At 36.5% G+C, this 15,492-nt stretch carries 12 protein-coding genes; 9 read left to right on the top strand and 3 right to left on the bottom strand.

Annotation, left to right across the window (positions count from 1 at the left end; translation table 11 throughout):
• Positions 1 to 2: 2 nt before the first annotated feature.
• The 3 genes from AC6CH7_RS23450 to AC6CH7_RS23440 are packed head-to-tail and all read right to left on the bottom strand — an operon-like array spanning position 3 to position 1,830.
• A complete protein-coding gene (locus AC6CH7_RS23450) occupies positions 3 to 761 on the bottom strand; it encodes an ABC transporter ATP-binding protein (protein ID WP_172659157.1) in 759 nt (252 codons plus the stop codon).
• A gap of 50 nt (positions 762 to 811) precedes the next feature.
• Positions 812 to 1,102: an Asp-tRNA(Asn)/Glu-tRNA(Gln) amidotransferase subunit GatC gene (gatC, locus tag AC6CH7_RS23445; protein ID WP_048906171.1), complete on the bottom strand. Its 291-nt coding sequence runs from the start codon at positions 1,100 to 1,102 to the stop codon at positions 812 to 814.
• Positions 1,099 to 1,830, bottom strand: coding sequence for a lysophospholipid acyltransferase family protein (locus AC6CH7_RS23440; RefSeq protein WP_498265018.1), 732 nt, complete (start codon positions 1,828 to 1,830; stop codon positions 1,099 to 1,101). The genes gatC and AC6CH7_RS23440 overlap by 4 nt, the downstream gene beginning before the upstream one ends.
• 140 nt (positions 1,831 to 1,970) lie before the next feature.
• On the opposite strand from AC6CH7_RS23440, the gene trpS reads away from it, so the two are divergent.
• The 9 genes from trpS (at position 1,971) to AC6CH7_RS23395 (ending at position 15,448) form a co-directional block, all read left to right on the top strand.
• Positions 1,971 to 2,969, top strand: a complete 999-nt coding sequence (trpS, locus tag AC6CH7_RS23435) for a tryptophan--tRNA ligase (RefSeq protein ID WP_498265017.1) — start codon at positions 1,971 to 1,973, stop codon at positions 2,967 to 2,969.
• Positions 2,970 to 3,014: 45 nt separating this feature from the next.
• The gene (locus AC6CH7_RS23430) at positions 3,015 to 3,629 is read left to right on the top strand and encodes a deoxynucleoside kinase (RefSeq protein WP_048906174.1); all 615 of its coding nucleotides are present in this window, start codon (positions 3,015 to 3,017) and stop codon (positions 3,627 to 3,629) included.
• Positions 3,630 to 4,364, top strand: a complete 735-nt coding sequence (gene kdsB, locus AC6CH7_RS23425) for a 3-deoxy-manno-octulosonate cytidylyltransferase (protein ID WP_498265016.1) — start codon at positions 3,630 to 3,632, stop codon at positions 4,362 to 4,364.
• Positions 4,361 to 4,915 (top strand): hypothetical protein, encoded by a 555-nt coding sequence (locus AC6CH7_RS23420; protein ID WP_498265015.1) that lies wholly within the window; start codon positions 4,361 to 4,363, stop codon positions 4,913 to 4,915. The genes kdsB and AC6CH7_RS23420 overlap by 4 nt, the downstream gene beginning before the upstream one ends.
• 301 nt (positions 4,916 to 5,216) lie before the next feature.
• On the top strand, positions 5,217 to 7,985 hold the full coding sequence (locus tag AC6CH7_RS23415; protein WP_498265014.1) for an outer membrane beta-barrel family protein: 2,769 nt from the start codon (positions 5,217 to 5,219) through the stop codon (positions 7,983 to 7,985).
• 7 nt (positions 7,986 to 7,992) lie between these two features.
• Positions 7,993 to 8,751, top strand: a complete 759-nt coding sequence (locus tag AC6CH7_RS23410; protein ID WP_498265013.1) for a GLPGLI family protein — start codon at positions 7,993 to 7,995, stop codon at positions 8,749 to 8,751.
• Between the two features lie 193 nt (positions 8,752 to 8,944).
• The gene (gene pyrG / locus AC6CH7_RS23405) at positions 8,945 to 10,561 is read left to right on the top strand and encodes a CTP synthase (protein WP_498265012.1); all 1,617 of its coding nucleotides are present in this window, start codon (positions 8,945 to 8,947) and stop codon (positions 10,559 to 10,561) included.
• Between the two features lie 20 nt (positions 10,562 to 10,581).
• Positions 10,582 to 12,390 (top strand): membrane protein insertase YidC, encoded by a 1,809-nt coding sequence (gene yidC / locus AC6CH7_RS23400; RefSeq protein ID WP_498265011.1) that lies wholly within the window; start codon positions 10,582 to 10,584, stop codon positions 12,388 to 12,390.
• Between the two features lie 265 nt (positions 12,391 to 12,655).
• Positions 12,656 to 15,448: a S9 family peptidase gene (locus tag AC6CH7_RS23395; RefSeq protein WP_498265010.1), complete on the top strand. Its 2,793-nt coding sequence runs from the start codon at positions 12,656 to 12,658 to the stop codon at positions 15,446 to 15,448.
• Positions 15,449 to 15,492 lie beyond the last annotated feature (44 nt).

Below are 15,492 nucleotides of genomic sequence, written 5' to 3'. Positions count from 1 at the left end.
TGTTATACTATTTTCTCAAAATCACTACCTATTTTCTCCAGATTGCTAAGGCGTGGCGATACGGTTTTAATATCTTCATTCTTATAGTCCTTCTCAACTAAACCATCGCGCATACGCACAATACGATGAGCATGCTGCGCAATATCTTCCTCGTGTGTAACCAGGATAATGGTATTTCCCTTACTATGAATTTCTTCAAGCAAACCCATAATTTCTATCGAGGTTTTAGTATCAAGGTTACCTGTTGGCTCATCGGCCAATATGATTGAAGGATTATTTATTAAAGCTCTGGCAACAGCTACACGCTGACGCTGACCACCCGAAAGCTCATTAGGCTTGTGTGTAACCCTGTTACCAAGACCTACGTTTTCTAAAGCTTTTTGAGCTCGCTCATCGCGCTCCTTTTTAGAAGCACCGGCATAAATTAACGGTAAAGCAACATTATCTAAAGATGTTGAACGTGGTAAAAGATTAAAAGTTTGAAAAACAAACCCTATCTCTTTATTTCTTACTTCAGCAAGCTCGTTATCGGTCATATGACTCACATTAATTCCATTAAGAATGTATGTACCCTTACTAGGGGTATCTAAACAGCCAAGAATGTTCATTAAGGTCGATTTACCAGAACCTGAAGGCCCCATTAAAGCAACGAACTCGCCTTTATGAATATCAAGAGTAACGGATTTTAAAGCATGAATAACTTCTGAACCTATAACGTATTTACGGCCTATCTCTGTAATTTGTATTAATGCTTTTTCCATCACTTTTTTCTTTTTAGACGATCTTTAATACTCCAATGTTACACTTTAGCTTATTTTTCTATGATCTTAGGAACAAAGAAGAAGCTTTCGTTGTGCTTGGCTGCATTCTTTAACCCATCTTGTACTGTAATTTCCTGCTTCACTACATCTTCTCTCCAGATGTTTTCTTCCTGATTCATATAAACCAGAGGTTTTACACCGGTAGTATCCAACTCATTCAACTTCTCCATAAAAGTAAGTATCTTATTCATGTCGGCAATCAATGTATCAACTTCTTTATCTTCAATAGCTATTCTGGCTAAATCAGCAACTTTATTTATGGTTTGCTTATCTATAATCATTTATGAGCAAGTTTACTGTTTATTAAATCAAAAACACGGTCCTTCAGAACATCTGAGTCATCAACACCCAAATCCTGAGTTCCAATTGGTTTGTGGATGTAAATATCGCAAATTCCCGGACTTGTTCCATATTTTGATCCATCATCCCACATTCTTTTCCAAATATTAATCATACTAACAGGAACAATGGCTATATTTTTTTCAATTGCCAGTCTGAAAGGCCCATTCTTAAAAGGGATTGTTTTTGGAGGATATTGATCTTCTATTCTTCCTTCCGGAAAAATAATCAGGCTCATTCCCTTTTCCAAATTATCACCTGCTTTTTTAAACGCTCTAAACGCCGAGATCTTACTCTCACGTTTTACCGGAACATCAATAGTATTAAAAAACAACTTCAAAACAGGATTAGCCAGCAATTCTTCTTTACCCATAAAATGAAAGCGTCCCTTTGCAATTACACAAAGTATCATGATATCAAAATTAGAAGTGTGATTGGCACAATAGATATACGTCTGATCACTTTTTAGCTCCTCTTCAAACTCAATGCGGTAAACCAAGCCAATAAAAAAACTACAAATGAAACTATTCCATTTGCGCAGTTTGTTCATCAGGTCGTAATACTTTGGATTTCTCGAAGCAAGATAATAAAATGGGTAAAACACGGCCGAAAAAACCAAAAGAACAAATAAAGAATAAATGCGGTGCAGCTGCCTTAGAAGTTTAATCATGAAATTCAAACATACAAATTTTTAGAATTCAAATCATTAAAGTATCAGAGTTGAGAAATTAATTAACCAATTAAAGAAATAAGGAGAAAAAAAGAAATTATTAGCAGATCGAGTTGTGGTTTTTTATTAATTTCGGCCCTATGAAAGAAACGGTAGTTAGTGGCATACGTCCGACAGGGAAATTGCACTTAGGAAATTATTTTGGTGCAGTCACCAACTTTGTAAAAATGCAGTACGATTATAACTGCTTTTTTTTCATTGCTGATCTTCATTCTTTAACAACTCATCCTACTCCCGGAGATTTACATGGCTACGTTAGACACGTTTTGGTAGAATATCTTGCGTGTGGAATAGACCCGGAAGAAACAACAATTTATATTCAGTCTGATGTTCCAGAGGTTGCCGAACTGTATTTATATCTTAATATGAATGCATATATGGGTGAGCTGGAAAGAAGTACTTCATTTAAAGACAAAGTAAGGTCTCAGCCAGACAACGTAAATGCAGGTTTACTAACCTACCCTACCTTAATGGCCGCCGATATTTTGATCCACAAGGCTACAAAAGTACCTGTTGGAAAAGACCAGGAACAACACCTGGAATTTACACGTACTTTTGGTAACCGATTTAACAGACTATATAATTCAGAATATTTCCCTGAAGCGTTCGCTTTTAACTATTCGAAAAATCTGGTTAAGGTACCTGGTTTAGACGGAAATGGAAAAATGAGCAAATCAAACGGAGAAGGTAGCTGCATCTATTTATCAGACAGTCCTGAAATCATCCGTAAAAAAGTGTCCCGTGCAGTCACAGATAGTGGTCCATCAGAAGAGAACCAAAAAAAACCTGAAGCAATCCAGAATCTATTTGATTTAATGAAAATTGTTTCCCCAGCTGATACGCTGAAACATTTCGATGACTTGTATAATAAAATGGGTATTCGGTATGGCGATTTCAAAAAACAACTGGCCGAAGACATGATCGTTTTTAACACGCCAATTCGTGAGCGTATTGAAGATCTTTCTAAAGACAGCTCATATTTACGTCAGGTAGCTATACATGGTGCTTTAAAAGCCAGAGAAAGCGCACAAAAAACAATAAGAGAAGTTAGACAATTAATTGGCTTCAAATCATTTTAACTTATTGGGTAAAATAACTACCTTACTGATCTTCAATAAAAGTTTATGCACATAGCGATAGTAGGAAATATAGGAGCAGGAAAAACCACGCTAACGGGTTTACTGGCTAAGAATTATGGATGGGAAGCTTTATACGAAGCTGTTGACAATAACCCATATCTGGAAGATTTTTACAGCGACATGAAAAGATGGAGCTTCAATCTTCAAATTTACTTTCTTAACAGCCGTTTCCAACAAATCGTAGATATACAAAACTTCAACAGAAACGTAATACAGGACAGAACGATATATGAGGATGCTCATATATTTGCTGATAACTTACATGATATGGGCTTGATGACTACAAGAGATCATCAAAACTATAAAGCCATTTTTGCAAACGTCACCTCATTTATCAAACCTCCTGACCTTCTTGTTTACCTTCGCGCTTCTGTACCTACACTTGTAAACAATATCCAGCGCAGGGGCCGAGAATATGAGGCCAGCATCCGCATAGACTACTTATCCAAATTAAATGAAAAGTATGAGGCCTGGATTAAAGATTATAAACTGGGTAACCTGCTTATCCTTGATAAGGATAAATTAGATTTTACTAATAATCCTGAAGATCTGGGAACAATAATACAAGCCATAGAAGCCGAAATAAACGGATTATTTTAAATGAAGATCCTTGGAATCATACCTGCAAGATATGCCTCAACCCGCTTTCCGGGGAAACCTTTAGTTCAAATTAAAGGTAAAAGTATGATCCAAAGGGTTTATGAGCAAGCCAGTAAAGCCAAAAGCTTATCTGATGTAATTGTGGCAACCGACGATGAGCGTATTGCCACCGAGGTTAAAAGGTTTGGAGGCAAATTCATCATTACCGGAAGCAATCATTTAAGTGGTACAGACCGTTGTGCGGAAGTAGCAACATCTGTTTCTGGTTACGATGCAATCATAAACATACAAGGCGATGAACCGTATATAGATCCTGAGCAGATTAATCTTTTAGCCTCGTGCTTTAACGAAAAGGATGTTCAGTTAGCCACTTTAATTAAGGGAATACATACAGAAATCGAGCTTTTCAATGTTAATATCCCTAAAGTCGTTATCAATTCCAAAGGAGAAGCAATCTATTTTAGCCGACAAACAATTCCATATATCAGAAATCAGGAAAAGGAGAATTGGCTAAAAGCCCATCAGTTTTATAAACATATCGGGATTTATGGCTATACTTATCCCATCCTGTTAGAAATTACCAAACTGCCTTTATCCTCTTTAGAAATTGCAGAAAGCTTAGAACAATTAAGATGGATAGAAAATGGGTATAGGATCAAAACCAAGATAACTGAGATTGAAACTACTGCTATCGATACTCCAGAAGACCTAGCTAAAATAAATGATGGCATATGAAACAGTTAATTGCCTGCATTTTTCTCTGCGCCGTTTTTTTTGTTGCATGTAACAGTACCGACAAAGACGATTCCGATGGAAAAGATCTTGTAAAAATTGTAACAAAGCCATTTAGTGATTCTTTAAAGGCTGACACCTTTAAAGTACAAATACTGGGTGACAAACCCGACAACATGCACCTTGCATTCTCCATCACCTCTTTTGATGGTAAACAGATTTACGATATAGACATTAAAGCTACCGATTTGTTTAAGAATTATATTGCTACCATAGATCTTTCCAAGAAGAAAAACCAGATCAAATTTCTACAGGAAGAAGTTAACCGTTTCTTTGATGACGAGAACTTTATGGAACCTGCTGTTGATGAAACAGACGTGGCTGATGCAAACGTACCCGACAAAGCATTTTTCGACGAGCTCAAAAAAACCAGATTGAATGGATTCATCTATCGGCTGGGAAAAGAGAGTAAAAATTATGTAGCCTGGTCTGATAAAGAAGGTAAGGTTAAAACATACTATACCTGCTGCACTAAGGAAAATCTTATATTTTAGTAAAAACCCATATCAACGCAATAAATGCTTATTTGATGCGTTTTTAGGCATTCCATTAAAATTGTTGAAAACAATTGAAAAAAATATTATGATAATTTCAAATTTAACACTATGTTTATATAACGAAACAAAAGAACTACGTAATAACTTATAAATAAACAACCTAGAATATTCTAACCAAATATACTTTAAAGAAAGTGCCCGAAATATTTCGGGCCTTTTTTTTGTCCCCACGCATAAAAACCTTAAGTTGTCAAAAAACATTATTTTAGCTTTCTTAATAGATGTTATACGGTAATTTATGCTGAAGAGGTTGTCCATTTTCATTTTCCTTACACTATCGTTTCTTACCGTAATTGCGCAAAAAGCAAGTGTTACTGGTAGAGTTGTCGATACATTGGGAAAAAGGAATCTGGAACACAGTTCAGTTTTATTGTTAAGATCCGTAGACTCCATAATGGTAAAAACTACCCGAACAAATGCAGAAGGAAAGTTTGAATTTAGAAACGTTACCAAAGGAGATTACAAGCTGCTGGTAACATTTCCTAAAATGGCCGACTATATCACAAATCTAAGGATTTCGGATACCTCTAACATTAGGCTTGGCGACATTAGAATGGAGCTTAAATCGAAACTCTTAAGCGAAGTAGTTATACAGGCAAAAAGCGCAGTACGAATGAAAGGTGACACCTTGGTATTTCAGGCCGATAGCTTTGCTGTGCGTACCAATGCCAATGTACAAGAATTGCTAAGGAGACTACCAGGAGTTGTTGTAGATAAAAACGGAAATATAAAAGCACAGGGTAAAGATGTTAAGACCGTTTTAGTTGATGGAGATGAGTTTTTTGGCGATGACCCACTTTTGGCCACAAAGTATTTAAAGGCAAATGCTGTAGAAGAAGTTCAGGTTTTCGATAAAAAAAGTAAAACAGCAGAGCTTACTGGAATAGATGATGGTGTAAAAAACAAGACCATTAATATTAAATTAAAGGAAAATGCCAAAAATGGATATCTGGCATCTTTAGATGCAAACCAGGGAAACGACAAGTTTCGAGATTACGGCGCTATGGTTGGGGTTTTTAAGAGCAAGCTCAAAGCTGCAGTTTATGGAACTTACTCAACCCTCACCAACGATTCTAAAATCAACCGATCCATGCGTAAACTTAAAGGCGAAGAATATGATGTGATTGAAGTGGGCGACGATGGCAGCTCGGTAATGTATTCTTCTGGTGGTGATGACGATGATGATTACAGCTCCCCTACCAGTGGCTTGCCCAATAATTTTAATATGGGCGGCCACTTTGCCGACAGGTTCGAAAACAATACCATGGGGTTAAAGCTTAATTTTAAAGGCTTCGATTACAAAAACAAGAATATAAGAACTTCTAAATCTGAGGAACTTCTACCCAATGGATCGTTATTTTCAAGCTCCGGAAGGAAAGAAGACAGATCAAAAAATACCGGCGAAAGCCTACGAGGTGGATATAGTTACAATATAGATTCACTTACAACATTAAAAATAGCCTTTGGAGCAAAGCAAAACAGAAATCAGCTAAACTCTACCAGCGATGACTTTACAAGAGATCAGCGAGGCTTATTTATCAGTAACAATACTCAAATAAATACCGGTTCTGGTCATAGCGAAGCATTTAATGGAAATATCAATTGGTCAAAACGATTTAATAAAAAAGGAAGGACACTATCAATAGACATCCAGCCCGAGAACCTTTCCAGTAAAAACATTGAAAAAAGTATAAATCAAACAAAATACTATGATGACAATGGCCATGAAAACCGGGTAGAAAACACGAACCTGAATAAGGACAATATAAACGATCAAAAGTCAATAGGCACCAGGATCAGTTATACAGAGCCGTTGTCAAAAAGATGGGCTATAGAGGCAGGATATAGTTTTAAAACAATAGCATCAAGTAGCTACAGATTAGTTTCAGACAACAGCACCAACAAAATAGACTCTTTAAGTAATAATTTTAAATTCATCAATTTCTCTAATGTTGGAAAAATAATTACGCAATATAAGGTTAAAAACTTCTCTATCTCCACCGGATTGGAAGCCACACAAACAAATTTTGTGCTTAAAGATCTGGATCAGCAAAGCGACTTTGATCGCAACTACCTAAACCTGTCTCCAAGCACTAATCTTTTCTATAAAATAAACAACAACAGCAACTTATCTGTAAACTACAATGGCTACATGCAACAGCCAAGCATTAATCAGATACAACCGGTAAGGCAGTTAAACAACCCTCTATTTCAGGTTATCGGAAATCCATCTTTAAGACCTTCGTTTACAAATAACTTTGGCCTTTCTTACAATAGTTTTCAGTTCTCAACAGATCAGTATATCTCTGGCTATTTTAGTTACGGTTTTACAAATAATGCAATTGTTGATACAGAAATAGTTGATGAGTTTAACAAAAGAATATCCAGCTATACCAACCTGAATGGAAACAATTCAATAGCAGGAAACGTATATTACTCTAAAGGTTTCCCGAAGTTAAACTTCCGCTTTGGTGTAGACCTCGGGTTTAATACTTCTAACAATCAAACGATATTAAACTTTACGCGAAATAAAACAAGAAACACTCAATTTAATTTAAGAACATCTTTTAATTACTATACTCATAAGCTTGATTTAAGCTATACCCCATCGGCCAGCTTTATGTATGGTAAATCATCTATTGGTAGCATTAATGACGGCAGAAGCTTAATTCACGACCATGAATTTTCTGCTACAGTACAACTACCTTACAAATTTGAATTTAACTCAACCATGTCACTTTCATTCCGTCCTGCAAACTCATCTTTTGATAAAGATCTTGACGTGATTATATGGAATGGTTATCTGTCAACCAAGGTATTAAAAAACGAAGCGCTTGAAATAAAACTATCCATAACGGATATCCTTAATCAAAAAATTGGGTACAACAGATATGTTGGTGGAAATATTAAAAGTGAAAGTACGTTTAGCTATATTCCCAGATATGTATTATTTGGAATAAACTGGAATTTAAGTGGTAATTTTATTAAAAACTCCAGTGTAAAATAGCTAATCAATGAGCAGGTCGGTATTTTTTCTTCTTTTCTGTGCAATGCCGTTTAAGTTGCTTGCCCAGCAGCTTTTCATTCCAAATGGAAAAATTACGTTCGAAAAAAGGATAAATATGGTGCGTACAATGGCGGATTTTGGGCTTTCTGATGAAATTAAAGGAGGCATGAAAAAGTACAAAACCAGTAATTGGGACCTTTATTTTGACCGTACGAGATCTATCTATAAAGCTCAAAAAAAAGACGACAATGATGAGGATTTAATGTACTTCATTACACCCGGTGAATCTACCAACGAACTTTATGTCGATTACGCAAACAGAAACCGCGTATTAAGAAAAAATATAATGGGCGACGATTACCTGCTAAAAGACACAATACCTCGTGTAAACTGGAAAATTATGCACGACATCCGAATTATTTCAGGCTATGAATGTAGAAAAGCAATAGGTCGTATTAACGACACAGTGTATGTGGTTGCTTTTTATACAGACGAAATTTTACTGCGTGGCGGTCCAGAAGGCTTCAGCGGTTTACCGGGTATGATATTAGGGCTTGCCATCCCCAGATTAAATACTACCTGGTTTGCCACCAAAGTTGACGCCTTTACTAATTTTAATAACGAAATTCAACCACCTAACAAGGGCAAAAAAACAGAAACAGAAAGAGAATTGAAGAAATTAATTGAATTATTTACGCGTTACAACGGAAATAAAAACGAGAAACCAGAAGAAATACGCAAAGCTATATATGGATTCGTCCTTTAAAAGTACTCCTTTATATAATTGCTAGTCACCGCTAGAAGGCAAATCATATAAAGAATTTCATTAAAACATTTTTTCCTTTACGAATATTTAAAAAAAGAGCCTTAAAGCTTCGGTTTATTTGCTAACTTTGTATCCCGTACAAAAACAATAAGGACAGCATAAAAAACTGCCTTTATATCAGAAATTCACAAACATGACTAAGTATATTTTTGTTACGGGCGGTGTTACTTCCTCTTTGGGTAAGGGCATCATCTCCGCTTCATTAGCCAAACTATTACAAGCACGCGGCTACAGTGTAACCATTCAAAAGTTTGACCCATATATCAACATCGATCCGGGAACGCTAAATCCTTACGAACATGGCGAATGCTATGTAACTGAAGATGGTGCAGAAACAGACCTTGATCTAGGGCACTATGAGCGTTTCTTAAATGTTCCAACCACACAGGCTAACAACATTACTACTGGTCGTATTTATCAGAATGTAATCAACAAAGAAAGACAAGGCGAATACCTTGGTAAAACTGTGCAGGTTGTTCCTCATATTACAGATGAGATCAAAAGAAACATGCGCATTTTAGGCGATAGCGGCAAGTATGATATCGTTATTACTGAACTAGGTGGTACTGTTGGTGATATCGAATCACTTCCGTTTATAGAGGCAGTTCGTCAGTTTAAATGGGAAGAAGGGGCTAATAATGCCATAGTTATTCACTTAACACTAATCCCATTTCTTGCAGCAGCTGGCGAGTTAAAAACCAAACCTACACAACACTCTGTTAAAGCCTTATTAGAGTATGGTATACAACCAGATATTTTGGTTTGCCGTACCGAGCACCATATCTCTCAGGACATCCGTAAAAAAATTGCTTTGTTCTGTAATGTAAACGTTAATGCAGTAATCGAATCTATTGATGCATCATCAATTTATTCAGTTCCGTTGTTAATGATGAAAGAGCAGTTAGATAAAACGGTATTAACCAAATTAAAACTGGCTCATAAAAACGAACCTGATATGGAAAGCTGGAAAGATTTCCTTGGTCGTTTAAAAAATCCTACATCAGAAGTAACCATTGGTGTTGTAGGTAAATATGTGGAATTACCTGATGCTTATAAGTCTATAACTGAGTCATTTGTTCATGCCGGTGCAAAAAATGAATGTAAGGTACGTGTTCAATACATTCACTCAGAAGGGGTTTATCCAGATAATGCTAAAGAAAAACTTGGTCATTTAGATGGTTTACTTGTTGCCCCAGGTTTTGGTAGCAGAGGTATTGAAGGAAAAATTGATGCAATTAAATATGTAAGGGAAAACAATGTTCCATTCTTTGGAATCTGTTTAGGTATGCAATGTTCAGTTATCGAGTACGGAAGAAATGTACTTGGATTACAAAATGCAAATACTACCGAGATTGATGAAAATACTGAGCATCCGGTAATTAATATGATGGCAGATCAGAAAACCATTACTAATAAAGGTGGTACTATGCGTTTGGGTTCTTATCCATGCGATCTTAAAAAAGGTACTAAAGCCTACGCTGCTTACGGAAAACAACATATTACAGAGCGTCACAGACATCGTTATGAATTCAATAACACTTACTTAAGTCAATTTGAAGAAGCAGGAATGATTGCTTCAGGTATCAACCCCGAAAGCAATCTGGTAGAAATCGTGGAGCTTAAAAACCACCCTTTCTTTGTTGGCGGACAGTTTCACCCTGAATTAAAATCAACTGTTGCTAATCCTCACCCACTTTTTGTTAAATTTGTCGCCGCAGCGATGGAGTTTGCGAAGAAGAAAATAAAATAATACGCGTTTAATTAACAATAATGGATAGAAATACGTTTACAGGATTATTCCTGATCATGATTGTTCTGGCAGGTTCTTTTTACTTTTTCAAGCCAAGTGAGGCTGAAATTAAAAAAGAAAATGAAAGAATTGCTGCTGATTCTATAAAGAAAGCAACAGCAAATAGTACTGCAACTCCGGCTACAGCAGCAGTTGCTACATTGCCAGCTGTTGATTCGACTGCATTAAAAGGTCCTTTTGGTGGCAATATCTCTGGTACAGAGCAAACAAGCGTTTTAGAAAACGAGAATTTAAAATTAACTTTCACCAACAAAGGTGGTAAAATCCTTTCTGCTCAGGTTAAAGGACAAACTACTTATGATGGTAAACCGGTAATATTGTTTGATGGTAACAAGAATAAGTTTGGTTTAAACCTAAATATAGGCGGCAAAATTGTAAGTACTAACGATTTGTATTTTACTGCTTCTAAAATCGGTGCAAACAGTGTAAGCATGCGTGCCAATTATTCCGGAGATAAATACATTGAATTTGTTTACGATGTAAAACCGAATAGCAGCAAGGTTGGTTTTAACATTAACCTGAATGGTTTAAACCAGGTCATTCAGAACAATACAATTACCTTAAACTGGGAAGCTACTTTACTTGAACAAGAAAAATCAGGGCAAAAAGAGCAGGAACATTCAGCTCCATATTACAAATATGCAGGCGAAAACCCTAACCATTTAAGTGTTGCTAAAGACGAAAAAGAAGAACTAAAAGAAGGAAAAATCGAATGGTTCTCTTTCAAACAACACTTCTTTTCGGCTGTACTAATACCAACAGTTCCTTTTGATAAAGGTGAACTTGAAGTTAAGGTAACTACTGAGCCTGGTCAAATTAAATGGTATGGTGCTAATATGCAACTTACATTTAACCAATTGGCTGCTCAAAACTACGCTATGGAATTTTACTTTGGAACCAACAAATTCTCTACTTTAAAGGCTCAGGGACATGAATTGGAGAAACAAGTAGACATGGGATACTGGCCATTAAAATACATCAACAGATTTATTGTATTGCCTGTATTTAACTTCCTTGAAGGTTTTGGATGGGGTTATGGCTTAATTATTCTGGTGCTTACCATTATGTTAAAGCTAGCCATGTCGCCATTGACCTACAAATCATACCTTTCAATGGCTAAGATGAGAATCTTGAAACCTGAGATGGATGAAATTAAAGCAAAGGTAGGCGATGACAATCCAACATTGTTACAACAGGAATACTTAAAGCTGTACAAACAAGTGGGTGTAAATCCATTAGGCGGCTGTTTACCAATGCTGCTACAATTACCATTTGTAATGGCTTTCTTCTTCTTCTTCCCTAACTTATTTGAGTTAAGAGGCGAAAGCTTTTTATGGATGAAGGATCTATCGACCTATGATGATTTTATCAAGTTTGGTGTAAACATCCCTATTCTAGGTAACCACTTAAGTTTAATGTGTATACTGATGACGATTTCTACATTGATCTACACTTACTTTAATAATCAGATCTCTGGTGCAACCGGTCAAATGAAATACATTGGTTACATTATGCCAATCGTGTTTTTAGGTGTGTTAAATAGCTATCCTTCAGGTTTGAACTACTACTACTTCTTAGCGAACATGTTAACGTTTGCTCAGCAGTTCCTAATCAAATCTATGGTAGATGATGAAAAAATCCATAAAACACTTCAGGACAACAAAACCAAACCTGTTGTAGAGAAAAAGAAATCAAGATTCAGTGCTAAGTTAGAAGACTATATGCGTCAGCAACAGCAAGCTCAGATTCAACAAAAAAAGAATAAGTAGTTCGTCCTCACAAGGAATCCGTCATCTCTCCTATCGTTGAGATGGCAAAATCGAAAAAAAAGGGTGTTTCATAAATCATGATACACCCTTTTTACATCAAACCTATTTAACCAAAATAATCCTTATGACAGGCTTCACATGGTTCACACCAAGCCGCAATATGCCCTTTTATTGTAAAATTTGATATACAATACGGATATGTCTTAAAATTTTCTAATTTTTAGACTTCTAGAACTAAACCGGGATAAAAACAACCATTTTAATTATGCAGAAATATCTACTTCTCTCTCTCCTATTTTTTACAACAATCAGCTTTGCGCAAAAGAAACCGCTTGACCATACGGTGTATGATGCATGGGAGTCTGTTGCCTCCAGAAAGTTATCCAATAATGGAAATTGGGCAGCATATAGCATCTCGGTGCAGGAAGGAGATGCAAATTTGTATTTAACTAACCTGCTTACCAATGCAAAAGCCAAAGTAAACCGGGCGGAAAATACACAGTTTAGTGCCGATTCTAAATTTGCTGTATTTGCCATTAAGCCTTTTTATTCGGCTATACGACAAGCAAAAATTAAAAAGAAAAAGATAGATGAGATGCCAAAGGACTCTTTGGGCATAGCCAACTTAGCTAATCTTGCCATTTCAAAGGTTGCACGTGTAAAATCTTTTAAACTACCAGAGAATGGATTAGCATTGCTTGCTTATCAATTAGAAAAACCAATAGATACATCAAAAAAAGTCCAGGCAGACACCACAAAAAAAGACGACAAGGAAGGTTCTGATTTGATTTTCAGGAACCTTACAACAGGTATAGAACGTACTTTTAAATATGTAAACGAATATGTTTTCAGTAAAGACGGCAAGCAGCTTGCGTTTGCTTGCACAGGTTCCAAAAAAGATAAGACAGCCCAAACAGGCGTTTTTCTTTTAAACACAGAAAAGGGTACTCTTAAAACATTGGTTAACGGCAAAGGGAATTTCAAAAACTTTGTGTTCGATGATGAAAGTGAATCATTGGCATTTCTTGGAGAAAGAAGCCCCGAAAAGGCTGAAATTAAAGACTACTTTGTATACTATAACTCACCTTCGTTAGATACCGCACAAGTTTTGGTAGACAATGACATCGCCGGGTTCCCTGCTAAATGGGCGGTTAGTGGCGATGGAAAATTGAACTTTAACAAAGAAGCTACAAAGCTATTTTTTGGTATCGCCCCTATTAAAAACCCAAAAGATACTACCCTTATTGATTTTGAACATGCTAAGCTTGATATATGGAGCTACAAGGACGACTACCTGCAGCCAATGCAGCTAAAAAATGCGGAAAGGGAATCGAAAAGAACTTATTTAACTTCTATCGAAATATTTAATAGTGATGTAAAAGTAGTGCCTTTAACAGATGTTAAGCTACCTGAAGCTAAACTAATTGACGAAGGCAATTCAAACTATATACTTGCATCAACAGATTTTGGGAACAGAATCCAATCACAGTGGTCTGCAAATTCTATTAAAGATTATTATCTGGTCGATACAAAAACAGGATCAAGAAAAAAGATCATTGAAGGGCTTGTGGGAACAGCAATGCCATCTCCATCCGGAAAATTTATAATTTACTTCGACAAAAAAACATCTAACTGGTACACTTATACTATTGCAACAGGTAAGGTTACACACCTAAATAACGGGTTAAATGTTAAATTTGTAGATGAAGAAAACGACGTACCAGATCAACCAGACGCTTATGGCCTTGCTGCATGGACTGAAGATGATAAAACTGTTCTATTATATGACAGGTACGACATCTGGGCTTTTTCTCCAGATGGAAAAAATGTTCCTCAAAATATCACCAATGGTTTTGGCAGACAGAACAACATTACTTTCCGCTACCAACAATTAGACACCAACGTTCGCTTTTTAGATAAAAAAGAAGTGGTATTGCTCGATGCCTTTAACAATACAACTAAAGAAAACGGATATTACAGAAAGAATATTGGCGACAATAAAAGCCCGGAGCTTGCTGTCATGGCTAAGTTTAAGTATTCAAATTTAGGCAAAGCAAGAGATGCCGATCGTTATATTTACGACAAAGCAAACTATACCAATTCGCCCAATGTATTCGTATCAACAGATATGAAAACCGAGGTTAAATTAAGTAATACCAACCCTCAGCAACAAAATTACAATTGGGGGACAGCCGAACTGGTTGCCTGGAGTACACCTAAAGGCTTTAAAGCGGATGGTATTCTTTACAAGCCTGAAGATTTTGACCCAGCTAAGAAATACCCTATGATTGTATATTTCTACGAGAAGTTATCAAATGGATTATATACCTATCAGCCACCAGCTCCTACTCCTTCCAGATTAAACATATCTTATTTTGTAAGCAATGGGTATTTAGTTTTTGCACCGGACATTAGCTATGAAAGTGGCTACCCTGGCAAATCTGCTGAGGAATTCATCAATTCCGGAGTAGAATTTTTAAAGAAAAACTCATGGGTTGATGGCACTAAAATCGGGATTCAGGGACAAAGCTGGGGCGGCTATCAGGTGGCACACTTAATTACAAGAACGAATATGTATGCTGCTGCCTGGGCAGGTGCTCCGGTAGTAAACATGACTTCTGCTTATGGCGGTATGCGTTGGGAAAGTGGTATGAACAGACAGTTTCAATATGAAAAAACACAGAGCAGAATTGGTGCAACTTTATGGGAAAAGCCAGAATTATACATTGAAAACTCTCCATTATTTGCCTTACCTAAAGTAAGTACACCAGTAGTAATTATGGCCAACGATGCCGATGGAGCTGTGCCATGGTATCAGGGAATTGAAATGTTTACAGGTTTAAGAAGATTGGGCAAACCGGTATGGATGTTAAACTACAATAATGAGGCACATAACCTGATAAAGCGTCAGAACAGAAAAGACATCCAAATACGTGAACAGCAGTTCTTTGACTACTATTTAAAAGGAGCTAAAGCACCTTTATGGATGACACAGGGAATACCGGCAACAGAAAAAGGTAAAACATGGGGTTTTGAGCTTACGGATGAGAAGCCTTAGGGATATATTGTTTAAAATCCCTACATTAACATCGTAAAACTAAC

Source organism: Pedobacter sp. GQ55, assembly GCF_059758925.1.
Note: the sequence above shows the minus strand (reverse complement) of the source record. Positions and strands in the feature narration are given on the sequence as shown.